Origin of the sequence: Nocardia ignorata NBRC 108230 (genome assembly GCF_001612905.1) — a bacterium.
Classification (GTDB): Bacteria; Actinomycetota; Actinomycetes; order Mycobacteriales; family Mycobacteriaceae; genus Nocardia; species Nocardia ignorata.
This window is the reverse complement of sequence record NZ_BDBI01000031.1, coordinates 137,279-160,492: the sequence shown is the minus strand read 5'-3', so window position 1 is coordinate 160,492 and position 23,214 is coordinate 137,279. Positions and strand designations below refer to the sequence as shown.

Genomic DNA, 23,214 nt, shown 5'->3' with positions numbered 1-23,214 from the left:
TTTCCTCGGCGGGCTGTCGCCAGCGAGTGCCCAGCGGCAGTATTTCGACCAATCGTTCTAGATTTTTGCGGCCTTCGGTTCTCCCGCTCTCACAGGGACAATCGAGGGGGTGGATCAATCCGTTTCTTCGGTGTTCCGAACCGAGACCTGCCAGGAATGAGCCTGTGACGCTACACATCTGGTACGCGGCATACGGCTCCAACATGTGCGCGGCCCGCTTCGACTACTACCGCCTCGGTGGAACTCCACCCGGCACCGACCACCTCTACGCGGGCTTTCGCGACCCCACCCCGCCCGCGAAGACAAGCGCACTCACCGTGCCCGGCACCGTGTATTTCGCCTGGCAGAGTCCGGTATGGACCGGCGGCGTCGCCTTCTACACCGACCAGACCGCACCGGGCTGGCCGACCGATGCCGTCGCCAGGGGGTATCTGCTCACCCTCGACCAGTTCGCCGACATGCTCGACCAGGAGATGTACCGCACGCCCGGCCGCGGATTCGACGTGTCACGGGTCGTCGAACAGGGACGGGTCCGCTTCGGACCGGGACGCTACGAAACCGTTGTCCATCTCGGTGACGAGGACGACGTGCCGATCCTGACGTTCACGGCCCCTTGGTTACCGGAAGCCGTTGAGCTACAGCGCCCTTCGGCCCGATATCTCGCCATGATCGGGGCGGGGCTGCGCGAAGGTCAGGGCTGGGACACCGACCGGATCGTCGATTACCTGCGGACGCGACCCGGTGTCGCCGGACAATGGGACGAGCGCGAACTGCGCGCCGCCCTGTTATCGACGCACGACACCGGGTAGTCCACCGAAGGGCCGATCTCCCAGGAGCGAGCGCATGCAGTGGTTCGCGGCACCGGAATACTGGTACGGCAGGCTGATCTTCCAGCGCGGCCTGGCGGTGATCTATGCCGTCGCCTTCCTGACCGCCGCACTCCAGTTCCGGGCCCTGCTCGGCGAACGCGGCATGCTGCCGATTCCCCGCTTCCTCGAACGCTCGTCGTGGCGGCAGTCACCGAGCCTGTTCCATCTGCGCTATTCGGATCGGCTGTTCGCCGCCGTGTCGTGGACGGGGGTGGTGCTCGCGGTCGCGGTGGCGGCGGGTCTGGCCGACGCGGTGCCGCTGTGGGCGGCCGTGCTGCTGTGGTTCGCGCTGTGGGTGCTCTATCTGTCGATCGTCAACGTCGGTCAGCTGTGGTACGGCTTCGGCTGGGAATCACTGCTGCTCGAGGCCGGTTTCCTGGCGATATTCCTCGGCAACGACACCATCGCCCCGCCGCTGCTCGTGCTGCTGGCCGCGCGGTGGCTGTTGTTCCGGGTGGAGTTCGGTGCCGGACTGATCAAGTTGCGCGGCGATCCGTGCTGGCGCGACCTGACCTGCCTGTACTACCACCACGAAACCCAGCCGATGCCCGGTCCGCTGAGCTGGTTCTTCCATCACCTACCCAAACCGCTGCACAAGGTGGAGGTGGCGGCCAATCACTTCGCCCAGCTCATCGTGCCGTTCGGGCTGTTCGCGCCGCAGCCGGTGGCGAGTATCGCGGCGGCGATCGTCATCGTCACCCAGCTGTGGCTTGTGCTGTCGGGCAATTTCGCCTGGTTGAACTGGGTGACATTGCTGCTGGCCGCCACCGCGCTGTCATTGCCCGGCGGACAGTCCACGCCCGCTGCGCCGGGTTGGTTCGTCGGCGTCTGCGTCGCCTACGTGGCCCTCGTGGTGGTGGCGAGCTACCGGCCGGTGCGCAATATGCTCTCGCCGAATCAGCAGATGAACGCCTCCTTCGACCCGTTGCACCTGGTCAACACCTATGGCGCGTTCGGGTCGATCGGCCGGACCCGCTACGAGATCGTGCTGGAGGGCACCGACGGCACCCACCTCACCGACGACACGGTGTGGCGCGAATACGCGTTCAAAGGCAAACCGGGCGACCCGCGTCGCATGCCACGCCAGTTCGCGCCCTACCACCTGCGCCTGGACTGGCTGATGTGGTTCGCCGCGATCTCGCCCGCCTACGCCCGCTCGTGGGCGCTGCCGCTGGCCGCGCGGCTACTGCGCAACGACCCCGACACCCTGCGCCTGCTCGGTCCCAATCCGTTCCCCGACGCCCCACCGCACTATGTGCGTGCCCACCTCTACGAATACGAGTTCAGCACCCCGGCCGAACTGTTCGGGCAGCGAATCTGGTGGCGCCGCACACTCATCGGCGAGTTCCTGCCGCCACTCACGCGTGACCGCCTGAACCGGTACTGACAGCAGAAAAGCCCGGCATCCAGGCCGGGCTTTCGTTGAGCGGATGACGAGATTCGAACTCGCGACCCTCACCTTGGCAAGGTGATGCGCTACCAGCTGCGCTACATCCGCGTGCACGTCCTCGGCCCGATCCGGGCCTCGTGGTGCGAGAAGGAACTTTAGCGTGCCCTCCCCCGAAACACGAAATCAGGCCCCCTTGACCGCCGCTCGGACGGTCCGCCGCCCCGGCGATCGGGCACACCGTTAAGCCCGCGATAAGAATGCGGAAGCCGTTGCGCGGGAGGCTTATTCGCAGGTCGGCAACCATTGCCGCCACTCAGGGGAGGTAAGGGATTGAAGACTCTCGGACTGCTCACCGCCGCCGTGGCTGTGACGACCGTCATGGTCGCCGGCCCCGCGAACGCCGACATCACCGATGCCGTCGGCTTCGTCGACACCACCGACAACGGCGGCGAGGAGGGTTTCAGCGACTACGCCATCGACATCAACCACCCCGGTTCCTGCCTGGTGGTGCAGAACCACACCGGCGGCCGGGTCCGCATGCGGTTGGACTACCCGACCAGCCGGGGCTCCTGGTCGTTCGGCCACGACGACGTCAAGATCGTCACCCGCGAGGGCAACGCCGTGAAGTCGCCGTCGGGCCGGTGGCATGTGCGGGTGAACCCACCGATCAACCCCGTCTGGACCTACGACGCCAAACGCAACACCAGTTGGGGCTGCAACGGCTCGTGGGTGCTGAGCATGAACTGATCGGGGGGTATCGGGTCCGGAGCACCGCTTGCGGGCCCGACACGGATCAATGCTCGGTGAAGGCCGTGCGGTGGTCGGCGGCCCATTCGGCGTAGTCGCGGGGTGGGCGGCCGAGCACGGCGGCGATGTCGTCGGTGACGAGCTCGTTGTGGCCGTGCCGGATGAAGGACTGGCCCTGCGAAGCCGCTTCGACGAACGCGGGCGACAGTCCCGCCGACCGCATGAACTCCGGTGCGTCGTCCTCGGCGATATCGGTGACGGCGATCGGGCGACCGAGCACCGCGGCCAGCACGGCGGCCTGCTCACGCGCGGTCTGCAGGGTGGGACCGGTGAGTGTGTAGGTCCGACCGTGGTGGTCGCCGGTGCGCAGGGCGACAGCGGCTACCGCGGCGACATCGCGTGGGTCGACGACCGCCTGCCTGCCGTCACCGGTGAGGTTCGGCACCGGCTGCCCCGTGCTCAGCGGCTGGGCCCAGCTGAGCGTATTGGAGGCGAAAGTGTTGGGGCGCAGGATCGTCCATTCCAGGCCGGAGTCGCGCACCGCGTCCTCGCCGGGCACATGCCAGCCGCCCGGCGCGCCGAGGCGTGGGTCGCCCGCGCCGATGATGGACAGTTTCACCACGCGGCGCACTCCGGCTACGCGCGCGGCCTCGACCAGGGCGGCGTCGACACCGGTGTCGTCCGGACCGGGCAGGCCGTTGAGGAAAGCGGCCTGGACTCCGGCCATCGCGGGGGCGAACGTGGCCGGGTCGCGGTAGTCGACGCCCACCGCCTCCACCCCGGCAGGGAAGGTCGCGTTCTGCGGGTCACGGGTGGTGGCGCGGACCGCGACGCCGTCGGCGGCGAGCTGGGAAACCAGGGCTCTACCGATGGTGCCGGTGGCACCGGTGATCAGAATCATGCGTCGAGCATGTCGGCCCGACCCGGTGCGCGGATAGGAAAAATCGGCACGGACAGTCGCTGCGCGGACACCTACTGTTGACGGTGTGAGCAGGTACCTGACCCCGGGCCGGATCGAGACACGGGTCCCGACCCCGGATTCGCTGCGACCGTGGCTCACGGAACTCACCGCGACGCCTACGCGTCACGACATCACTCAACCGTTCGCCCATCCGCCCGTCACCTCGACAACGGTGGTCGTGCGCACCGAATCCTCGGGTCGCAGGGCGGCTTTCGTCATCGGCGCGCAGACGAAGGCGGCGTACTCCCAGGCCGAGCGGCCCGGCGGCTGCGTGCGACTGCGTCTGGCGCCGGGGACCACCGGTCAGCTGCTCGGGGTGTCGGCCGCCGAGCTAACCGATCGCGTGGTCTCCCTCGCCGAGCTGCCCGGGCCGCTCGCCACGATCACCGACTCCCTGACCCACCTGTCGACCGCCGAGGCGATCAAGCACCTGGGAGTCAGGCTGCCGCAGGCTGTTTCGGAAAGCGCAACCGAGCGGGCGCACCGGATAGTGCTGCGCGAGGCGATCTCCGAGGTCGGGGCGGCACCGACCGTCGCCGACCTCGCCACCCGGCTCGCGGTCAGCGAACGCCAGCTGCGCTCGCTCTTCGCCGCCGGAATCGGGTTGTCGCCCAGGCATTTCGTTAGGATCGACCGCGTACGGCGCGTCCTCACAGCCGCGGGCAAGGCGCCGTGGTCGGACCTCGCGGCGGCGACCGGCTACTACGACCAGTCCCACCTCACGGCCGACTTCCGGACCCTGATGGGTGTGCCGCCCGCCGCCTACCTGCGCGGCGAGCTGCCACCACCGATGCGTTGCCGGTCGCCCGCCTAGTTCTCGGGCTTCGCCCGCTCGGCCTTGCGGGCCAACCGCTCGGCGGCCTCGGCGTTGTCGAGAGCGGTGGCCTCCTCCAGCGAGGGAGCGCTGCCACCGAGGCGCTTGGGCACCCAGTAGGCGCCGGGCTCGTGTTCGTAGTCCTTCTGCAGGTCGGCGAGCATGGCCTGCATGGTCCCGCGCAGCTCGGCGGTCAGGTCGCCGACGGGTTCGTAGGGCTTGATCGGCTTGCCGACGGCGATGGAGATCGGGGTGTTGGTGCGGCCCAGGCGCTTCGGGAAGCCCTTGGTCCACACGCGCTGGGCGCCCCAGATGACGATCGGGATGATCGGCACGTCGGCCTCGAGCGCCATGCGGGCCGCGCCGGACTTGAATTCCTTGATCTCGAAGCTGCGGCTGATGGTCGCCTCGGGATACACGCCGACGAGTTCGCCGTCGCGCAGGTACTTCACCGCCGCCTTGTAGGAGTCGGCGCCCGCGGTGCGGTCGACCGGAATGTGTTTGAGGGCGCGCATGATCGGGCCGGAGATCTTGTTGTCGAACACCTCCGCCTTCGCCATGAACCTGATGTAGCGCTTGGGGGTGCGCGCGGGCAGGCCGGCGTAGGTGAAGTCCATGTAGCCGGTGTGGTTGATCGCCACCACGGCACCACCTGTCGCGGGGATGTTTTCGGCCCCCTTGACGGTGAACTTCAGACCTTCGAGGAAGAAGACGGTTCGGGCCAGGCCGATGATCGACCGGTAGACGGGTTCCACAATTCAGCTAGCGTAGTCGCAGATCGCCGCTTCCGGCACCCGGCCAAGGAATGAGGAACGTCGAAGTGCAACGCGCTCAGCTGCCCCCGTTTGCTCCGACCCGTCGCGCGAGTGCGCTGGCCGCGGGCCTGACCGCCGCCGCGCTGATCGCCGGCTGCGACTCGGTATCGGGCATTCCGGGCGACGAACCGGTGGTCGCGCCTGCCACCAGCACCTCGGCAGCCGCCGCGTCTTCGACCGCCACCGAGGCCGCGACCACACCGGTACCGACCACCGAGCCGCTCCCCGCCGACACACCGCAGGTCGGTGCGGTGGCGGGGAACCCGGATGCCGTGACCGCCGTGCGCCGCTGGGCCGCCGACCTGCGCTCGGCGACGGTCACCGAGCTACAGGACAAGTGCTGGACCATCCCGCCGCGCACCGTCGCCGACATGTACGTCGACCCGCAGTCGATCCTCGCCGCCCTGAGCAGGCCGGGCACCGCGACCGCCGACACCGTCACCTGGCGCAACGCGACGACGACGATCACCGTGGAGCAGCGTGACATCGCCACCGGCTACGCCTGCGGCCGGGTGTTCGCCGCCGGTGTCGAGCCGGGTTACGACGAGGCCGACGCGCGTCACACCGTCCGCCGTTACCTGGCCCGCGCAACGGGCAAACCTCTCAACTCGGACGACACCGAACAGATACACCCCCTGACCTGCGCGGCGAGCCCGGCCACCTGGGACCCACAGGGCACCGGCAACCCCACAGCACCCCCGCTGGCCACCGACTCGGGCAAAGTAGGCAATGTCACCTCCTTCGCCGACCAAGAGCTATCATCCGAACGAGTTCAGGGGGATTACCTGGCGGTTCAGGTCCCGGTGACCACCTCCCCCGGGGGCACCAGGACGCGCACATTCACCGTCGTCTCGACCCCCGAGGGCTACTGCATCGGTGATGTAACGGTTTAGCCACTACCCTTGTTGGCTGGTGCCGCCGCAGTGGTCAGAGCTCGGCGGCGGCTCGCGTCACCAGGTCGAGCCCGGTGCGTCGGCGAATCAGATCCTGGTAGGAGGACATAGCTCGTGCAGATCACCAGTGTCGGACATGCTGGCTTCCACATCCGAACCGAGGCCGGGACCATCCTGTGCGACCCGTGGGTGAACCCCGCCTACTTCGCGTCGTGGTTCCCGTTCCCGGACAACACCGGCCTGGACTGGGCGGCGCTCGGCGACGTCGACTACCTCTACGTCTCGCACCTGCACCGCGACCACTTCGACGCCGCACTGCTGCGCGAGCACGTCAACAAGAACGCGACGGTCCTGCTGCCCGACTACCCGGTGCCGGATCTGCGCCGCGAACTCGAGGCGCTCGGCTTCACCGAGTTCTTCGAGACCGAGGACTCGGTCAAGCACACCGTCACCGGGCCGAAGGGTTCGCTCGACATCATGATCGTCGCGCTGCGGGCACCCGCCGACGGCCCTATCGGCGACTCGGGCATCCTCGTCTCCGACGGCGAGACCACCTGCTTCAACATGAACGACGCCCGCCCCGTCGACATGGACGTGATCCACGACGCGTTCGGGCACATCGACATTCACCTGCTGCAGTACTCGGGCGCCATCTGGTACCCGGCCGTCTACGACATCCCCGCGCGCACCAAGGCCAACTTCGGCAAGCAGAAGCGTCAGCGCGGCATGGACCGGGCCCGTTCCTACATCGAGCAGGTCGGCGCCACCTGGGTGGTGCCCTCGGCCGGTCCGCCGGTGTTCCTCGACGACGAACTGCGCTGCCTCAACGACGACCGCGGCGACGAGGGCAACATCTTCCCCGACCAGATCGTGTTTCTCGAGCAGATGGAGATCCACGGCAACAAGGGCGGAATCCTGATGATCCCCGGTTCCGTCGCCGACGTGCGCGGTGCCGAACTCGACCTCACCCACCCCTTCGACCCGCAGCGCATCTACGGCGACAAGGCCGCCTACATCGCCGACATGGCCGAACGCTTCGCACCCGTGCTCGCCGCTGAGAAGGCGACGTGGGAGCACGGCGAGGGTTCGCTGCTCGAGCCGCTGCGCGAGCTGTTCGAGCCGATCATGAAGCAGAGCGCGCTCATCAGCGACGGCATCGGCTACCCCGTGGGCCTGGTGCTCGGCGAGGAAACCATCGTCCTGGACTTCCCGCAGCGCACCGTGCGCGAGCCCATCGAAGGCGAGGGGCGCTACCGCTACGGCTTCCGTATCGCCCCCGAACTGGTGCGCACCGTGCTGCGCGACGACGAACCGGACTGGGTGAACACGATCTTCCTGTCCACCCGCTTCCAGGCGTGGCGTATCGGCGGCTACAACGAATTCCTCTACACCTTCTTCAAGTGCCTCACCGACGAGCGCATCGCCTACGCCGACGGCTGGTTCGCCGAGGCGCACGACGACTCGGCCACCATCGAACTCGACGGCTGGGAAGTGCAGCGCCGCTGCCCGCACCTCAAGGCCGACCTGTCGAAATTCGGTGTGGTGGAAGGCAACAACCTCACCTGCAACCTGCACGGGTGGCAGTGGGACCTGGAGTCGGGGCGCTGCAAGACGTCCAAGGGGCACGAACTGCGTTCCGCCAAGCTCTGATCCGGGCGGCGACCACCCGACACAGCCCCCGCCGTGGGCCGGCCGTCGGCTTGCCGGGTGGGTGGGATCAGTCGTCTTCGGGTGGAGTGGCGACGTGGCGGGCGTATTCGAGGATGCGCAGGGTTTCCACGGCGTCGTGGGGCTCGACCGGAACCGGGGCGTCGTCCAGTAGGGCGGCGGCCATCTGGGCGTAGAAGGCCGGATAGTCACCGGGGAGGGTGGGAATCGTCTTCAGGTCCCCGCCTGCACCGAAGGTGCCCCATTTGTCGGGAGTGACTGTGCCCCACGGGTTCCCGTCGTCCGGGCGGCGGCCGGCACGCAGGTCGTCTTCCTGTGGGTCGAGGCCCGAGACGGTGTAGGCGTTGGTGGAGCCGAGGACTCGCATACGCGGACCCAGTTGGGGCGCGACGGCACTCATCCACAGGTGCGAGCGGACGCCGGAGGCGTGGGTGAGGGCGATGAAGGCGTCGTCGTCGGCCTGCACGTCCGGGCGGCGCTGGTCGAGTTCGGCGTACACCTCGGTGACCGGGCCGAACAGGGTGAGTGCCTGATCCACCAGGTGGCTGCCCAGATCGAACAGGATCCCCGCCCCGTCCTCGGCGGAGCCGACCTCACGCCAGCCACCTTTCGACACCGGCCGCCACCGCTCGAACCGCGACTCGAACCGGCGCACCTCACCGAGCTCACCGCCGTCCATCAACGCCCGCACGGTCAGGAAGTCGTTGTCCCAGCGGCGGTTCTGGAAAACGCTCAGCGGCAGCCCCGCCCGCTCGGCGACGGTGACCACCTCCTCGGCATCGGCCGACTTCACCGCGAACGGTTTGTCGACCACCACCGGCAACCCCGCGACCAAAGCCTTCACCGCCAGCTCCGCATGCGTCCGATTCGGTGTCGCGATCACCGCCAGATCCACATCGTCGGCCTCGGCGAACATCTCCTCCGCGCTCTCCCACACCCGCACCCCCGGATGCTGCGCCCGCGCCTGCGCGGCCCGCTCCGCCGACGACGTCACCACCGCCGCCACCCGCATCCTCGGCTCCGCCGCGATCAACGGCGCATGAAACACCGCCCCCGCCAACCCGAACCCGACAACCGCAACCCCGAGCTGATCCATCCCGACCCTTCCGTCGACGATCCCCGCCCGAGTATCCCCTCCTCGTTCACCGCTTCGGTAGTTTCTCCACGGCCCGGCGCAGGAATGTACAGCGCCCGCCGTGACAACGGTTGGTCAGCTGCGGGGATCGTCGGCTGACGAGGTGCTGGCGCGGCTCGCCATGATCACCGCGACCAGGACGATCGCGCAGCTCAGGAGGGCCGAGGGCGCCAGGCGGCCGTCGGCGGTGTCGAGGAGGAGGGCGGCGACGAGTTGGCCTGCTACCGAGGTGAGGCCGAGGAGGAGGACGCCGATCATGCTGACGGTGATCGCGGCCAGGGCGATGAAGGCTACGCCGATCAGGCCGCCTAGGTAGAGCCAGGGGGTGGTGGGGAATTGGGTGGGGAGGCCCTTGGTGAGGAGGGTGTAGGTGTCGAAGAGGCAGAGGGCGATCAGGCCGACGGTGAAGTTGACGAGGGTGGCGGGGAAGGGACCGCCGACTGCGCCGACGCGGCCGTTGACCGCCTGCTGCCAGGCCAGGCCGATGCCCGCGAGGGCAGGTAGGGCGATGAGCAGGTAGTCGGGGACACCGGTGTCAGCGGGGGCGGGGGCGTCGCGGCCGCTCGCCGCGAGGACGACACCGATGATGCCGAGGCCGGCGGCCAGCACCCGCCACCAGGTGATCGGTGTCCGGCCGTTCGGTGCGAGACCTACCCGGTCGACGACGAGGCTGCTGAGGAGCTGGCCTGCGACGACGGCGACGGTGAAGGCGGTGACGCCGATGGCGGCAATGGTGAGGCCCTGGCTCGCGACGAAGAACGCACCGCACACGCCGCCCAAGAGGTACCAGGGGCGCAGGCTGCCGTCAGTTGTGGCGGTGCGGACGGAGCCGAGGCCCGATCGCAGGGTCGGGCTGACCGCGAAGGCGATCAGCAGGGCCAGCAGACCGATTCCGAAACTGATCGTGGCGGCCGCGACACCGTCGCCGAGTTCCGCTCCGAGTGCCCCGTTGATCCGTCCCTGCACCGCGACACCGCCGCCTATGCAGAACCCGAAGATCGCTCCGAGACCGTTGCGTCCGACCACTCCGCCCTTTCCGCCGTCGTAGCTTTCGACACTACCGACGCGCGAACCGACGGCGGCTCGGTGGCGATCCGTACTCGGCCGGGTTGCCAACGATCATTTCCGTCCCGGCAACCAACTCGGTGCGACCAGCCCGGCCGCCAACAACACCACTCCCAACCCGGCGATCGCCACAGACATCGAAACCCACTGTGTAGCAGCGGCAACGACACCGAAGACCGCCAACGCCACCACCTCCGACAGCAAGCCGACCACCGAGGTGACCGTTGCCCGGGCGCGCCCTTCGATCGCATCCTGCAGGCGCGCGCCGGCGACGACCTCGGCATTGAAGTCGATCCCGTACGCCACGGCGATCCCGAGGAATCCGATCCACAGCAGACCTGCTCCGACAGCCAACGCACCGGCGATGAACAGAAGCCCCGCGACGAACAGGGCGACTCCGACCAGCCGCGCGGGCGCGGACTCGGTGCGCCCCGCCAACAGCGAACCGGCCAGCGAACCCGCGACGGTCACGCCGACGAGCAAGGCGGAGGTGGCGGGCGAGGCACCGCCGGAAACGGCGAGCAGGCCGAAGTATTCGTCGAAAGCGGTGACGCCGTAGAGAAGTGCGCCGAGCAGCACGCCGCGGCGCACTCGTCGCACATGCATCGACTCGGCGATCCCGGTCCGGAGCATCGCCACATAGCGCTTGCGTACCGGTCGATCCGCCTCGACAACGCCCGGTGGTGTGGTGACTCCGGGAGGTGGCGTCCGTTCGTCTTCCAGCGCATCGACTTCCGTGGCCGAAATGGCCACCGGTGCCCGGGGCAGTGCCAGCGCGGTGACGGTGTGGACCACACCGACGCCGACGCTCACCCAGCCGACCAGGCCGTACCCACCCCACGCGAAAAGCGGTGCGGCCGCGACGATCGCGATGAGAACGGTCGACTCCTGCGCGGCCCGCGCCCAGCCCATGATGCGCGCGTACTGGGCGGTTTCCCCTCGCGCCACCAGGTCGTCGTAGATCAACGCCTCGAACGTGCCCGATTCCAGCGCACCGGCGATCCCCCACACGACGAACCCCACCGCGAACCCGGCGAACGAGGGAGCGACCATCCAGATCGTGAACCCGGCTGCCTGCAGCACGGCGCTGAACACGAGCAGACCGCGCCGCGACACCGTGTCCGCCCACGCCCCGGACGGCACCTCCAGCAGGAACGCCGTCACCGACCACAGCGCGAGCAGCAACGAGATCTGCGCGGTCCCGAGCCCGTGATCAGCGAAAAGCACACCGTAGAGCGCGTAGATGGGCAGCAGATCCCGCGAGCCCTTGAACACCACCGCGCGAACCCCGAGCCCACGCACGCTGCCCGGCGCACGACTCACCACCGCCGCCAGGCGCCTACACAGCGAGAAAGGTCAACAGCCGTAGATGAGCATCCGCATGCGTCCATCGTTCGCCGGCGCCAACCACCCGTCAAGCAGTTATTCGTAGTGATGACGGCACGACAAGATCCGGATCACACCGCCGTCGACCCGATAGACCAACCGATGTTCCTGCGTGATCCGGCGCGACCACCAGCCCGAAAGACTGTGCAGCAGTGGCTCCGGCTTGCCGATCCCATCGGCTTGACCATTGGTCGCGATGTCGTCCAACAGGCGGTTGATCTTGCGAGCGGCAGCACGGTCATTGGCGACTGTCCAGACATAGTCCGCCCAGGCTTCGGAGAAGAACTCCAGCTTCACGCGACACCGGCCGAGTCACCGGTTGCATCACCATCGGGAACATCGAGGCGCGCCTGCGGAGCGAAGCCACCCGCCGCGAACTCTTCCAGCCCGCGTTGCAGGTGCCGTGCATTCGCGGGAGTGCCCAGTAGATGCGCAGTTTCCTTGAGCGCCTCGTACTCCCGTAGTGAAACGACGACGGCCGCGTCGTGCCCCGCGCGGGTGACAACGACCTCTTCGAGGTCATCGGTGGCGGCGTCCAGCACACTCGCCAATGTCGCGCGGGCTTCGGTGTAGCTGATCTGCCTCATGAAATCACTGTACAGGAATTCTGTACAGATCAGCCGAGAGGGATCCAGCCGTTGGCGGCGAGGGAATCGTCGTCGTCGGAGTGGGGGGTGTTGAGGTCGTTGATGAGGTCGGAGACCGGGTGGGAGTCGCTGTAGTGGTAGCCCTGGGCAAGGGCGAAGCCGAGTTCGGTGAGGACGGCGGCCTGGTATTCGGTTTCCACGCCCTCGGCGATGACCTGCAGGTCGAGGGACTTGCTGAGGGCGGCGATGACGCCGAGTAGGGGCGGGGCGGGGGAATCGGAGCGGATGGCGGCGACGAAGGACTGGTCGACCTTCAGGATGTCGCTGGGGATGGTCGCCAGGCGGCTCAGTGAGGAGTAGCCGGTGCCGAAGTCGTCGATGGCGATGCGCACGCCTCGGTCGCGCAGGGTGTGCAGGTTGGCGATGGCCGTCTGGGATTCGGCGGCCAGTTCGCTTTCGGTCACCTCGAGCACGAGTTGGTCGGCGGGCCAACCGGTGTCGTTGAGGATGGTGGCGACCCGTTCGGCGTAGTCGGTTTCGGCCAGTTCCAGGCTGGAGACGTTCACGTTCAGTGTCAGATTCAGGGAGGCGAAGCTCTCCTGCAGGCGAGCGGCGTCGGCGCAGGCGCGGCGCAACACCAGTTCGTCCAGGTCGGAGATGAGGTCGTATTCCTCGGCGACCCGGATGAGGCCTTCGGTGGTGACCTCGGGCTGCGCGTTGGACGACCAGCGCAGCAATGCTTCGACACCGACGGCCTGACCGCCGTCCTCGGTGAGGCTGACGATCGGCTGATAGTGCACGTCGAGGGCGCCGGTGTCGATGGCCTCGCGCAGCTCGACCGCGAGCGGCAACTGCCGCGACGATTCGAGCACCGTGCGGTTGCGTCCGGCCTGCTTGGCCCGGTACAGCCCCACATCGGCACGGCTGATCAGCAGCGAGCCCGACTCGCCCGGCTGCCACGACGTGACACCGGCCGAACAGCCCATGGTCACCGCCGCACGCAGCTGTTCGGTGAGCAGGATCGCGGCCTGCTCGGTGGTGCCGGGCAGCAGCAGCGCGAATACGTCGCCGCCGAAGCGGGCGAGCACCTGGTCGGGGGCGAGCAGGTCGAGCCAGGTGTCGGCCACGCGCTGCAGAACGGCGTCGCCGGCGCGGTGACCGAGGTGGTCGTTGATCTTCTGGAAACGGTCGAGGTCGACCAGCACCAGCGACAGGCCCTGCCCGCCGCGTCCGGCCGCGTCGATCGCCGGGTTGAGCTGCTTTTCGAAGCCGCGCCGGTTGAGCAGGCCGGTGAGTACGTCGATATCGGCGTCGGACGCCATGCGGGTGAGGATGCCGACCACCACCCCGGCCCCGAAAGTGACCCCGGCGGGGATCAGGCCCGACCACCACGGCAGCCCGCGATCGGGCAGCACCCACAGGCACAGCACCATCGCGAGACCGATGTGCGCGGCGGCCTGTGGCCAGGCGAAGAACAGTGCCGCGTCGCAGGCGATGAAGACATAGAACGACGCGAGCGTGATCCCGCCGACGAGGTTCGGGAACGAATGCACCGCGATGGTGACCAGCACGGTCGCGGTCGCCAGGTAGAGGTGGTGCAGCGCGTGCGGCATGCGCGGGCCCCAGGCCAGCAGCGTCAGACCGAGCAGCAGCGCGACCGCGGCGGCGGTGCCGACCAGCAGTCTGTTGCCGTCGTCGCCCGGCGCTACGGCAGTGATGGTCAGGCCGAGGACACCGCCGAGAACGTAGAACGCCCCCGTTGTCCTGGCCATGACTTTTGCCGTCGCCAACGCCGATGCCGCCCGCACCCGGGTTCGGGTATCGCCGCGCGCCCCGATTCCTCGCACGAGCACCAGCCTAGATGTTGTTCGGTTCCGATGTTTGCCACATCACACAAATGCCTGACCAGCAAACAGTGGAAAGCTCTACGGTGTCAAAACGTCGGTGCCGACGAAGGGCACCAGCGCCTCGGGCACCCGGACCGAACCGTCGGCCTGCTGGTGGTTCTCGAGGATCGCCACGATCCAGCGGGTGGTCGCGAGCGTGCCGTTCAAGGTCGCCGCGATCTGGGCTTTTCCGTTCTCGTCGCGGTAGCGGACCGAGAGCCTGCGCGCCTGGAAGGTCGTGCAGTTGGAGGTGGAGGTGAGCTCGCGGTAGGTCTGCTGGGTGGGCACCCACGCCTCGCAGTCGAACTTGCGCGCGGCCGAGCTGCCGAGGTCGCCCGCGGCCACGTCGATCACCCGGTAGGGCACGTCGATCGCGGCGAGCATCTCGCGTTCCCAGGCGAGCAGGCGCTGGTGCTCTTCGGCGGCCTGGTCGGGGGTGGTGTAGACGAACATCTCCACCTTGTCGAACTGGTGCACGCGGATGATGCCGCGGGTGTCCTTGCCGTAGCTGCCCGCCTCGCGACGGAAGCACGACGACCAGCCCGCGTACCGCTTCGGGCCCGCGCTCAGGTCGAGGATCTCGTCGGCGTGGTACCCAGCCAGCGGCACCTCCGAGGTGCCGACCAGGTACAGGTCGTCGTCCTCGAGGTGGTAGATCTCGTCCGAGTGCTGACCGAGGAACCCGGTACCGGCCATGATCTCCGGGCGCACCAGCACCGGCGGGATCATCATGGTGAAGCCGTTGGCCACCGCCCGCTGCGCCGCCAATTGCAGCAGACCGAGTTGCAGCAGCGCGCCGTGACCGGTGAGGAAGTAGAACCGCGAGCCCGACACCTTGGCGCCGCGTTCCATGTCGATCAGGCCCAGCGACTCGCCGAGTTCCAGATGGTCCTTCGGCTCGAAGTCGAATTGCGCTGGGGTGCCGACTGTTTCGAGCACGACGTAGTCGTCTTCGCCGCCCGCGGGCGCACCTTCCTGCACGACATTGGAGATGGCGCGATGTGCGGCGTCGAGATCGGCGTCGGCCGCGCTCTGGGCGTGCTCGGCCTCTTTGACCTTGGCCGACATGTCGGTGGCGGCGGCCAGCAGCGCGGGACGTTCTTCCTTGCTCGCCTTGCCGATCACCTTGCCCATGGCCTTGTGTTCGGCACGCAGGGAGTCGGCGGTGGCGACGGCGGCGCGGCGGGCAGCGTCGGCTTCGAGCAGGGCGTCGACGAGCGCGGGGTCCTCACCGCGGGCCCGCTGCGAGGCACGGACGGCTTCCGGGTTCTCGCGCAGGAATCGGAGGTCGATCATGAGAAAACAGCCTAGTTGTTTACGCGATCCTCAGAATTTCGGCCTATGCCAACGTGCCCGGACGGGGGCATAGTTGCGGGGTGAGTACCACTTTCGACACCGCCGTCATCGATACCGCGCTCGACGATCTCACCGAGGGGGCGAAAACCTGGGCCGCGACCGATCTGCGCCGCCGCCGCGAGCTGCTCGACGAGCTGCACGCGCTCACCGCACGCGACGCCGAGTCGTGGGTGGCCGCGGCAAGGACCATCAAGAAACTCGACGCCGACAGCCCCCTGCTCGGTGAGGAGTGGATGTCGGGCCCGATGACGCTGCTGGCGAGCGCCAAGGCGCTGAGCGAGTCGCTGGCGGCGCTCGAGCGTGGCGCGAGCCCGATCGACGGCGTCGACCTCGGTACCGCTCCTGGCGGCCGGGTGAGCGTGCCCGCGCTGCCACACGGCTTCTACGACTGGCTGCTGCTCAACGGGTTCAGCGCCGAGGTGTGGTTGCGTCCCGGTGTCGACGCGGCCACCGCGCGGCGCAAAGCCGGTCTGGCACAGCGTGATCCGAAGCAGACCAACGGTGTCGGCGCGGTGCTCGGCGCGGGCAACATCATGTCCATCGCGCCGCTGGACACCCTCTACGAGCTCTACGCCAACAACCGGGTGGTCGCGCTCAAGCTCAACCCGATCACCGATCCGCTGCTGCCGGTGTTCCAGGCGGTGTTCGCGCCGTTCATCGAGCTCGGCGTGGTACGCATCCTCACCGGCGGCGCGCCCGAGGGCGGTTACCTGGTGAACCATCCGAAGGTCGACCACGTGCACATGACCGGCGGCGCGCCGACCCACGACGCGATCGTGTGGGGTGTCGGCGAGGACGCGCAGCGCCGCAAGCAGGCCGGCGAGCCCGCGCTGACCAAGCCGATCACCAGCGAACTCGGCGGCGTGGCGCCGTGCATCATCGTGCCGGGCAAGTGGAACAAGGCCGACCTGAAGTTCCAGGCCGAGCACGTGGCGACGATGCGCCTGCACAACGGCGGCTACAACTGTGTGGCCGCGCAGACGGTCGTGCTCAGCGCCGATTGGGACCAGAAGGACCAGTTCCTCACCGAACTGCGCGCCGCCATCGACAACGCCCCCGTCCGCACCGCCTACTACCCCGGCAGCGACACCCGCGTCGAGGGCGCGCTGACCAGCTACCCCGACGCCGGGCGTGCCAACGGCCGCGTCCTCGTCGAGAACCTGCCGATGACCGGCACCCCACTGCTGCGCACCGAGTACTTCTCCCCCGTCCTCGGCGTGGTCGAACTGCCCGGCACGGGCGCGGAATTCCTCGACAAGGCGGTCGATTTCGCCAACGACGAGTTGATGGGCACCCTCGGCGCCAACCTGCTCGCGCATCCGACGAGCATCAGCGAACTCGGCGACGCCTTCGACACGGCCGTGGCGAACCTGCGCTACGGCACCGTCGCGATCAACTCGTGGACCGGTCTGGCGTTCCTGACGCCACGTGCGAGCTGGGGCGCTTTCCCCGGGCACACCATCGACGACATCCAGAGCGGCATCGGCGTCGTCCACAACGCCTTCCTGCTCGACGACGTCGAACGCACGGTGGTGCGCGGACCGTTCCGCCCGGCGCCCCGATCGCTGTTCGCGGGCGAATTCGCCACCACCCCGAAACCGCCGTGGTTCGTCGCCAACAAGACCGCCGCGGCCACCGGTCGCAAGCTCACCGGCTTCTACGGTGACGGCAAGCTGCGCAGACTGCCCGGCATCTTCGTCTCGGCCCTGCGCGGCTGAGCCCGCCCGCCGCGCCGATCGGCTCCCATACAATCGCCGTCGTGTCCGATCATCAGAGCGACCCGGCCGAGAAAACCGCTGAACGCGGCGCCGGTCCGCTGCATCTGTCGGCGACGAAACTGCGGTGGGGACTGCTGATCGGCGCGCTCGGCGCGGTGCTCGCGGCGCTGGTCACGATGACGGTGACCGGTTTCGAATCCGACAAGGTGGAGGCACACCAGCCCGGTGCCGCGCCCGTGGTCAGGGACAAGGAATTCAGCAGCGCCAACGAGGGCGACTGCCTGACCTGGGGCAAGCCCGACCGCAGCGACCTGCTGAAAGTGAACTGCGCCGACCAGCACCTGTTCGAGGTGGCCGGTGTCGTCGACCTGAAGGCCTACCCCGGCCGCGAGTTCGGCGACGGCACCCGGCACCCGGACTCGCTGCGGATGACCGAGCTGCGCGACGAGCACTGCGTGCCCGCGGTGCAGCGCTACCTCGGTGGGCGGTTCGATCCGCGCGGCAAGTACATGGTGAACGTGATGTCGCCGAGCCCGGCGGGCTGGCAGCACGGTGACCGCACGCTGCGGTGCGGTCTGCAGGTGGCCGCCACGTCGGCCAGTCCGGCCTCGACCGGTTCGGCGACCCAGGGCGACCAGTCGAAGGTGCACGCCGTCGGCACCTGCCTCGGCATCAACCAGAACCTCCCGACCGACCCGGTGGACTGCGCGCAACCGCACGCCGTCGAGATCGTCGGCAACGTCGACCTGGGGAAGAACTTCACCGGTGGACCACCCTCGGAGGCCGATCAGGACAAGTTCGTCGAGGCCGAATGCAATCGGTTGTCCACCGAATACCTCGGCAGTCCCGACGCGATCCGCAACAAGACGCTCACGCTGTTCTTCGATTATCTCGAACCGACCAGTTGGCTCGCCGGCAGCAGACAACTCGACTGCTGGCTCGGAAAGGGCGCCGACCGTGAGGGTTTCGCGCCGATCGTCGGTTCGGCGCGCGGGGAAATCCTGATCGACGGACAGGCTCCGGTTCCGCCGCCCAACACCGGCCGCTCCACCCCGGCCCCACTGCCGGGCGCCGCACCGCTGCCGCCGCAGCCACAACCGCGATGACCGAACGGATGTCGCCCGACCGGTTCGAGGAGCTGGTCGGCGACGCGCTCGACCTCATCCCACCCGAGCTCACCGGGGCGATCGACAACGTCGTTGTGCTGGTGGAGGCACGTAACGACGAGGAGCCATCGCTGCTCGGTCTCTACCACGGCGTCGCCCTCACCGAACGCGACAGTTACTACGCGGGTTCGCTTCCCGATACCGTAACCATCTATCGGGAGGCTATTCTCGACATCTGTAGCAGTGACGACGAGGTGGTCGAGGAGGTCGCGATCACCGTGATCCACGAAATAGCACACTATTTCGGGATTGACGACGACCGGCTACATGAGCTGGGATGGGGCTAGCGAAGTTGGGTGGGGAAATCGATGGAACCGAACGACCCGCTCTCGCGTCCTATCACTCGTAGGGGGAATTCTCGTGGTTCCCGTTAGTCGCCACTAGAAGGAGTCGGGTCATGGTTGGACACGTTCTCGTCGCACCGGAAATCGTTCTCGCCGCAGCCGCCGAACTGGATCTGCTCGCCGAGCGGCTCGCCGCAGCGGCCGCGCTGGCCGGGCCGACCACGCACGTGCTGCCTTCGGGCGCGGAAGAGGTCTCGCTGTTGGCGGCGGGTCACTTCAACCGCGCCGCGGCTACGCACGACGGCGCCATCGCCCAGGGCATTCTCGAGCTGCACCACGCGGCCGCGACCCTGCGCTCGCAGCTGGTCACCCACATCGGCGAGGATATCGCCGGCGCGGCAACTATCAACGCCGTCCAGGTGTAGCCCGAACCCGCCGACGATCATTCATTCAGGGGAGAAAAAAGTATGACCGCAGGGATCACCGGGGTCTTCTGGCTGCCGCGCATGGCCGAAGTCAACTCGACCACACTCAACGCGGGCGCCCATGCCGTTCCGATCTCGGCCGCCGCCACCTCCTGGGGCACTCTTGCCGCCGCCTGGGGCGATGCCGCCTTCACGGTCACCCGCGTGATCGCCGAGGTCGGCGTCGGCCTGCAGGGCCTCAACGGTCTGGCCGTGCTCGGTCGGCTCGCGCCGTTCCTGCAGTGGACCGGGCAGCAGAGCGTGATGGCCGCGACCATGAGCGCCAAGGCCGCCGCCAATGCCACCGCCTACACGGTCGCCTCGATCGCTATGCCGAGCCTTCCCGAGATCGCCGCGACCAATGCGGCGGTCGCGGCTTCGGCCAACCCGCCCGGCGTGGTGTCCGGTGCGTTCGAGGTGGCCGAGGTCGCCCGGCACGCGATGGATATCCGCGCCGCGCTGGTGATGGAGACCTACGAGGCCGCCACCACCGCAACTGTCACCACGCCCGGTGAGTTCGCCATGCCGCCCGCCATCGCCAGCGGTGCCGGTTCGGCCACTCAGGGCGAGTTCGGCGGTGGCGATCCGCTGCAGACCGCCGTGGCCGCCGCGCAGGCGTTCGTGTCCAACCCCGGCGTGGTCAGCGCGGCCACCCAGGCCGCGAACGTGGCGGGCAGTGTCGTGTCCGGTGGTGTCGGCACGGTCGGCAATATCGGTGCGACCGCGCTGTCGGCAGCCACCTCGACCGCTCCCGCCGCCGCGGGTGTCGCGCCCGCGATGGCCGCCGGTGCCGGTGCCGGAGTCGCCGCGATGGGTGGCATGTCCACCGCGTCGGCGAGCCTCGGTGGCGTGTCGCTCGGCGGCAGCGGGCTGAAGCTGCCCGAAGGCTGGGGTGCACCGTCGGCGAGCGCTCCCGCTGCCGCGCCGGTGGGCGAGACCGTTGTCGCCCGCTCGGAGACCGCGCCCGCGCGCACCACCGCGCCGGCCGCCAACCCGCTGCTCGGCAACCGCGCCAAGGGCGAGGACGACGAGGAACACGACGCGAACGACTACGGGCGCTCCGACGAGGCGTTCACCGATGGCCGCTATGTCGCCGAGGGAGTGATCGGCGCCGATCTCACCGGATCGGCCAAGTGACGGTGCTCGGCGGGGGCGGCGGCGGATCGCTGCTCGAGGCGGTGGTGCTCTCGCTCGACGAGATGCAGTTCCTGCTCGAGAAGCTGCAGTTCGACGAGATGCCCGTGGTGCTCGACGCCATGGGCCGCTACGACCATGTCTCGGCGCACGACGCGGCCATGGAGGCAGCCGAAAAGCTGCTCACCGAACGGGAATTGCTGTTCGGTGACGTGGTGGTACCCGAACTCGCCGAGCGCTTGCGGGTGCTCTACCGGCCGCAGTGGATCATCGCGCTGCGGTGGGTGGTCGCCGGCCAGGTGAACCGGTTCTGTCTTGCGCAGGGCGACGATCGCGCGGTCGTCGCCCTGCGCGGGCCGGACTCCTATGTCATCGACGACGCGGGTCTCGACCTCCCCGGTGCGGTGCTGCAAGCCCTCGGCGCCACCGAGGCGCTCGAGCTGTACGGCATGAACGCGCCGACCGAGCAGCTCGCCCCGATCTTCGGCGACACCGGTGACGCGGCCGCCACCGCTGCGCGGCTCAGCGAGGTGGGCAAGCCCGCCACCGACGCGAAGACGCTCGCCTCGGCGCTGGTCGAAATCCACTCCTACGCCGAGATCGTCGGCGTGGCCTACGGTGACGGCACCCGCGATGTGCAGGACAACCACATCGCCGTGTTCAACACGCGCGCAGGACGTTTCATCATCACCGCGAGCGTCGCCGACGACGGCGTGAAGTGGTCGTCCATCGCCACCGGAACCAACGCCCGCCTCCGCACAGCGGTAGCCGACCTCATCGAATCCCTCCCGCTCCGAGAGGAATTCAAGGCCACCGTCCAGGGCGCTTAGCCCATCGGGTCGTCCGGGGTGGGGTCGGCCTTCACGGTGAACGGTGGGGTGAATCGGCCCCAGCGCAGGCATTCCCAGCCACCGTCCTCGGTGGGGAGCAGCTCGATCGTCTCGGTGTTGTCGAGGTGGTTGTTGGTGGTGAACGGCGGTGCGACGCCTGCCAGTTCCTTGCCGACCAAACGCATTGCGGCGCCGTGGTTCACGACAACCACGTCGCCGTCCTCGTCGCCCTCCAGGTACTGCGTGCGGAGCTGGGCCAGGACCGGGAGGATGCGGTCGAGCACCTCACGGCCGGATTCGCCGCCGGGGGTTCGCGTGTCGAGTTCGCCGTGGTGCCAGCCGCGGTAGATCCGCTGGAACAGTTCGTGGGAGTCGCGGTCGGCACGGCCGTGAAGTTCGCCGACCTGCACTTCGTAGAGGTCGGGCAGGACCTGGGCGGTGGTGCCGGTGGCGGCCTCGATGTAGCCCGCGGTCTGGCGGGCGCGCAGGGCCTCCGAGGACACCAGCACCCGGGGCGGGCGAATCAGCGTGCCGCCGAATGCTTTTGCCTGCGCCACACCGCGTTCGGTGAGTGGCAGGCCGGGTACCTGAGTGTCGAGGATGCGGGCCACATTGCCCTCGGTCTCGCCGTGGCGGACCAGGATCAGCTTCGCGCGGTTTGTCATAGGTCCGCGACCCCCTTTCGCAATTGCGTCAACCATTCCGCGGCGGGTTCGTCCGACGGCGGCGGGGTGCCGACCGCCGAACAGGCGGGCCACGAACCGAGGAAACGGATCCGGGCGGTGCGGTGCAGCGCCTTCAAGGTCTCGGCGACGGCCGGGTCGTCGATATGGCCGACGCAGTCGAGGTAGAACCGGTAGGTGCCCATGCCGGTGCGGGTGGGCCGCGATTCGATGCGGGTGAGATCGACACCGCGCGTGGCGAATTCGGCGAAGGCCCGCATGAGCGAGCCCGGTTCGTTGGGCAGTTCGAGGACGACGGAGGTGCGGTCGGCACCGGTCGCCTGCGGGGCGACGCCGGGCCTGCGCACCAGCACGAAACGGGTGATGGCCTGCTCGTGGTCGGCCACACCTTGTGCGAGGGCGACGAGGCCGAGCCGTTCACCGGCGAGGGCGGTGGAGACGGCGGCGTCGGCGGTGCCCGCGACCACGTCCTCGGCGGCGGCGGCGTTGGAGGCCGAGATGAACGGCGTCGCCTCGGGCATGTTCCTGGCCACCCACTCGCGCACCTGCGCGGCCGCCACCGGGTAGGCCGCGAGGGTGCGCACGTCGGCGAGGGCGGTGCCGGGCCGGGCGAGGATCGTGAAGGTGACCTCGAGTTCGGTCTCGGCGACGATCTGCAGGCGCGGACCGACGGCCAGCGAGTCGAGGGTGGCGGGGATGGAGCCTTCGACCGAGCTCTCGATCGGGACGACGGCGCCCGTCACCTCACCGGAGCGGATCAGGTCTAGTGCCGCACCCTGACTGGGCGCGGCGATGCGCTCGACGGGTTCGTCGAACGCCCCCGATTTCTCGAACTGCACCAGCGCCATCTCGGTGAAGGTTCCGGATGGCCCGAAATACGCGATACGCGGCACACAGAAAGATTAGCTGGACGGGCGGTCCGCGCGCCCCGCGTCAGGATTGGAGGACCGACACCGCCGCGCGAACCGACTGCTCATCGCCGGTCTCGATGGCGAGCAGCACGGTTCGGGTCGCCTCGATAGCGGCGGGTTTCAGTGCGGTGAGGAACGGGAGATCGGGTGCGGCGAGCGCGGAGGGGATGTCCTCGCCGCAGAGCGCGGCGACCGTGCCCGCGATGACCGCGAGCGCGCGGGGGCCGCGCTCGGTGCGGGCGACGAAGCCGCTGTCGGCGTGGGCCGCCTCGACCAGGGCGGCGGCCAGTTCGGGGTCGGGGATGTCGACGTCGACGACGCGTGTGCCGTCGGGAGTGCTGCCGAGCGGTCGGATCAAGCCGGCGACGAGGCTTCGGCGAGGGGCCGACAGGCTGACCAGCACGGGTTCGCCGGGAGAGGTGGTGTCGTCGTGCGCCATTCGACCACGGTAG

At 68.6% G+C, this 23,214-nt stretch carries 24 protein-coding genes and 1 tRNA gene; 12 read left to right on the top strand and 13 right to left on the bottom strand.

The annotated features are described in order from the left end of the window. The first annotated feature begins 164 nt into the window (after positions 1-164). Both NI2_RS25415 and NI2_RS25410 read left to right on the top strand, forming a co-directional pair. Positions 165-809, top strand: a complete 645-nt coding sequence (locus NI2_RS25415; protein WP_067495367.1) for a histone deacetylase — start codon at positions 165-167, stop codon at positions 807-809. Between the two features lie 34 nt (positions 810-843). Next, entirely contained in the window at positions 844-2,256 is a 1,413-nt protein-coding gene (locus NI2_RS25410; protein ID WP_067495362.1) for a lipase maturation factor family protein, read from the top strand. Positions 2,257-2,294: 38 nt separating this feature from the next. On the opposite strand, the gene NI2_RS25405 is transcribed toward NI2_RS25410, so the two are convergent. Next, positions 2,295-2,367, bottom strand: a tRNA-Gly gene (locus tag NI2_RS25405). Between the two features lie 222 nt (positions 2,368-2,589). Between NI2_RS25405 and NI2_RS25400 the strand changes: the two genes are divergently transcribed. Beyond that, positions 2,590-3,006 carry a hypothetical protein gene (locus NI2_RS25400; protein ID WP_067495360.1) on the top strand — a complete coding sequence of 139 codons (417 nt, stop codon included), beginning with the start codon at positions 2,590-2,592 and terminating at the stop codon, positions 3,004-3,006. Positions 3,007-3,052: 46 nt separating this feature from the next. On the opposite strand, the gene NI2_RS25395 is transcribed toward NI2_RS25400, so the two are convergent. Next, positions 3,053-3,907, bottom strand: coding sequence for an NAD(P)H-binding protein (locus NI2_RS25395; RefSeq protein ID WP_067495357.1), 855 nt, complete (start codon positions 3,905-3,907; stop codon positions 3,053-3,055). 85 nt (positions 3,908-3,992) lie between these two features. On the opposite strand from NI2_RS25395, the gene NI2_RS25390 reads away from it, so the two are divergent. Continuing rightward, positions 3,993-4,781 carry a helix-turn-helix domain-containing protein gene (locus NI2_RS25390; protein WP_067495354.1) on the top strand — a complete coding sequence of 263 codons (789 nt, stop codon included), beginning with the start codon at positions 3,993-3,995 and terminating at the stop codon, positions 4,779-4,781. Here the strand turns inward: NI2_RS25390 and NI2_RS25385 are convergent. Beyond that, positions 4,778-5,536, bottom strand: a complete 759-nt coding sequence (locus NI2_RS25385; RefSeq protein WP_067495346.1) for a lysophospholipid acyltransferase family protein — start codon at positions 5,534-5,536, stop codon at positions 4,778-4,780. The genes NI2_RS25390 and NI2_RS25385 overlap by 4 nt on opposite strands. A gap of 65 nt (positions 5,537-5,601) precedes the next feature. Here NI2_RS25385 and NI2_RS25380 point away from each other — a divergent pair, with 65 nt between their 5' ends. Beyond that, positions 5,602-6,489: a hypothetical protein gene (locus NI2_RS25380; RefSeq protein ID WP_243750031.1), complete on the top strand. Its 888-nt coding sequence runs from the start codon at positions 5,602-5,604 to the stop codon at positions 6,487-6,489. A gap of 114 nt (positions 6,490-6,603) precedes the next feature. Beyond that, positions 6,604-8,139: a Rieske 2Fe-2S domain-containing protein gene (locus NI2_RS25375; RefSeq protein WP_067495342.1), complete on the top strand. Its 1,536-nt coding sequence runs from the start codon at positions 6,604-6,606 to the stop codon at positions 8,137-8,139. 67 nt (positions 8,140-8,206) lie between these two features. On the opposite strand, the gene NI2_RS25370 is transcribed toward NI2_RS25375, so the two are convergent. From NI2_RS25370 to serS, 7 genes are all read right to left on the bottom strand, one after another. Continuing rightward, positions 8,207-9,253, bottom strand: a complete 1,047-nt coding sequence (locus NI2_RS25370; protein WP_067495339.1) for a Gfo/Idh/MocA family protein — start codon at positions 9,251-9,253, stop codon at positions 8,207-8,209. A gap of 114 nt (positions 9,254-9,367) precedes the next feature. Next, positions 9,368-10,408, bottom strand: a complete 1,041-nt coding sequence (locus NI2_RS25365) for a DMT family transporter (protein WP_243750032.1) — start codon at positions 10,406-10,408, stop codon at positions 9,368-9,370. A gap of 3 nt (positions 10,409-10,411) precedes the next feature. Then, positions 10,412-11,683, bottom strand: coding sequence for an MFS transporter (locus NI2_RS25360; RefSeq protein ID WP_307658080.1), 1,272 nt, complete (start codon positions 11,681-11,683; stop codon positions 10,412-10,414). Positions 11,684-11,779: 96 nt separating this feature from the next. Next, positions 11,780-12,040 (bottom strand): Txe/YoeB family addiction module toxin, encoded by a 261-nt coding sequence (locus NI2_RS25355; protein ID WP_067495331.1) that lies wholly within the window; start codon positions 12,038-12,040, stop codon positions 11,780-11,782. Further along, positions 12,037-12,330 carry a type II toxin-antitoxin system Phd/YefM family antitoxin gene (locus tag NI2_RS25350; RefSeq protein WP_067495328.1) on the bottom strand — a complete coding sequence of 98 codons (294 nt, stop codon included), beginning with the start codon at positions 12,328-12,330 and terminating at the stop codon, positions 12,037-12,039. The genes NI2_RS25355 and NI2_RS25350 overlap by 4 nt, the downstream gene beginning before the upstream one ends. A gap of 29 nt (positions 12,331-12,359) precedes the next feature. Further along, positions 12,360-14,177 carry a putative bifunctional diguanylate cyclase/phosphodiesterase gene (locus NI2_RS25345; protein ID WP_243750033.1) on the bottom strand — a complete coding sequence of 606 codons (1,818 nt, stop codon included), beginning with the start codon at positions 14,175-14,177 and terminating at the stop codon, positions 12,360-12,362. A 78-nt stretch (positions 14,178-14,255) separates the two neighbouring features. Further along, the gene (serS, locus tag NI2_RS25340) at positions 14,256-15,512 is read right to left on the bottom strand and encodes a serine--tRNA ligase (protein ID WP_067495320.1); all 1,257 of its coding nucleotides are present in this window, start codon (positions 15,510-15,512) and stop codon (positions 14,256-14,258) included. 80 nt (positions 15,513-15,592) lie between these two features. Between serS and NI2_RS25335 the strand changes: the two genes are divergently transcribed. From NI2_RS25335 to NI2_RS25310, 6 genes are all read left to right on the top strand, one after another. After that, positions 15,593-17,290: an aldehyde dehydrogenase family protein gene (locus tag NI2_RS25335; RefSeq protein ID WP_067495317.1), complete on the top strand. Its 1,698-nt coding sequence runs from the start codon at positions 15,593-15,595 to the stop codon at positions 17,288-17,290. Between the two features lie 41 nt (positions 17,291-17,331). Then, complete coding sequence (locus tag NI2_RS25330) at positions 17,332-18,396, top strand: septum formation family protein (protein WP_067495314.1); 1,065 nt, start codon at positions 17,332-17,334, stop codon at positions 18,394-18,396. Beyond that, positions 18,393-18,743 carry a metallopeptidase family protein gene (locus NI2_RS25325; RefSeq protein WP_067495311.1) on the top strand — a complete coding sequence of 117 codons (351 nt, stop codon included), beginning with the start codon at positions 18,393-18,395 and terminating at the stop codon, positions 18,741-18,743. The genes NI2_RS25330 and NI2_RS25325 overlap by 4 nt, the downstream gene beginning before the upstream one ends. 110 nt (positions 18,744-18,853) lie before the next feature. Further along, positions 18,854-19,165: a PE family protein gene (locus NI2_RS25320; protein ID WP_067495307.1), complete on the top strand. Its 312-nt coding sequence runs from the start codon at positions 18,854-18,856 to the stop codon at positions 19,163-19,165. A 42-nt stretch (positions 19,166-19,207) separates the two neighbouring features. Next, complete coding sequence (locus tag NI2_RS25315; RefSeq protein ID WP_067495304.1) at positions 19,208-20,341, top strand: PPE domain-containing protein; 1,134 nt, start codon at positions 19,208-19,210, stop codon at positions 20,339-20,341. Further along, the gene (locus NI2_RS25310) at positions 20,338-21,168 is read left to right on the top strand and encodes an ESX secretion-associated protein EspG (protein WP_067495301.1); all 831 of its coding nucleotides are present in this window, start codon (positions 20,338-20,340) and stop codon (positions 21,166-21,168) included. The genes NI2_RS25315 and NI2_RS25310 overlap by 4 nt, the downstream gene beginning before the upstream one ends. Here the strand turns inward: NI2_RS25310 and NI2_RS25305 are convergent. Genes NI2_RS25305 through NI2_RS25295 form a run of 3 tightly spaced genes read right to left on the bottom strand, consistent with a single transcriptional unit; the run spans position 21,165 to position 23,201 of the window. Then, positions 21,165-21,833: a histidine phosphatase family protein gene (locus tag NI2_RS25305; RefSeq protein ID WP_067495298.1), complete on the bottom strand. Its 669-nt coding sequence runs from the start codon at positions 21,831-21,833 to the stop codon at positions 21,165-21,167. The genes NI2_RS25310 and NI2_RS25305 overlap by 4 nt on opposite strands. Continuing rightward, a complete protein-coding gene (pheA, locus tag NI2_RS25300; protein WP_067495295.1) occupies positions 21,830-22,744 on the bottom strand; it encodes a prephenate dehydratase in 915 nt (304 codons plus the stop codon). Before pheA ends, NI2_RS25305 begins: the two co-directional genes overlap by 4 nt. 40 nt (positions 22,745-22,784) lie before the next feature. After that, complete coding sequence (locus tag NI2_RS25295) at positions 22,785-23,201, bottom strand: hypothetical protein (protein ID WP_067495292.1); 417 nt, start codon at positions 23,199-23,201, stop codon at positions 22,785-22,787. Positions 23,202-23,214: the final 13 nt, after the last annotated feature.

What these genes read in the sequence shown, in the direction of transcription:
- NI2_RS25320 (WP_067495307.1), top strand. Translation starts at nt 18,854, where the DNA reads ATGGTTGGACACGTTCTCGTCGCACCGGAAATCGTTCTCGCCGCAGCC.
- NI2_RS25395 (WP_067495357.1), bottom strand. Translation starts at nt 3,907, where the DNA reads ATGATTCTGATCACCGGTGCCACCGGCACCATCGGTAGAGCCCTGGTT.
- NI2_RS25295 (WP_067495292.1), bottom strand. Translation starts at nt 23,201, where the DNA reads ATGGCGCACGACGACACCACCTCTCCCGGCGAACCCGTGCTGGTCAGC.
- NI2_RS25305 (WP_067495298.1), bottom strand. Translation starts at nt 21,833, where the DNA reads ATGACAAACCGCGCGAAGCTGATCCTGGTCCGCCACGGCGAGACCGAG.
- NI2_RS25370 (WP_067495339.1), bottom strand. Translation starts at nt 9,253, where the DNA reads ATGGATCAGCTCGGGGTTGCGGTTGTCGGGTTCGGGTTGGCGGGGGCG.
- NI2_RS25325 (WP_067495311.1), top strand. Translation starts at nt 18,393, where the DNA reads ATGACCGAACGGATGTCGCCCGACCGGTTCGAGGAGCTGGTCGGCGAC.
- NI2_RS25350 (WP_067495328.1), bottom strand. Translation starts at nt 12,330, where the DNA reads ATGAGGCAGATCAGCTACACCGAAGCCCGCGCGACATTGGCGAGTGTG.
- serS (WP_067495320.1), bottom strand. Translation starts at nt 15,512, where the DNA reads ATGATCGACCTCCGATTCCTGCGCGAGAACCCGGAAGCCGTCCGTGCC.
- NI2_RS25410 (WP_067495362.1), top strand. Translation starts at nt 844, where the DNA reads ATGCAGTGGTTCGCGGCACCGGAATACTGGTACGGCAGGCTGATCTTC.
- NI2_RS25315 (WP_067495304.1), top strand. Translation starts at nt 19,208, where the DNA reads ATGACCGCAGGGATCACCGGGGTCTTCTGGCTGCCGCGCATGGCCGAA.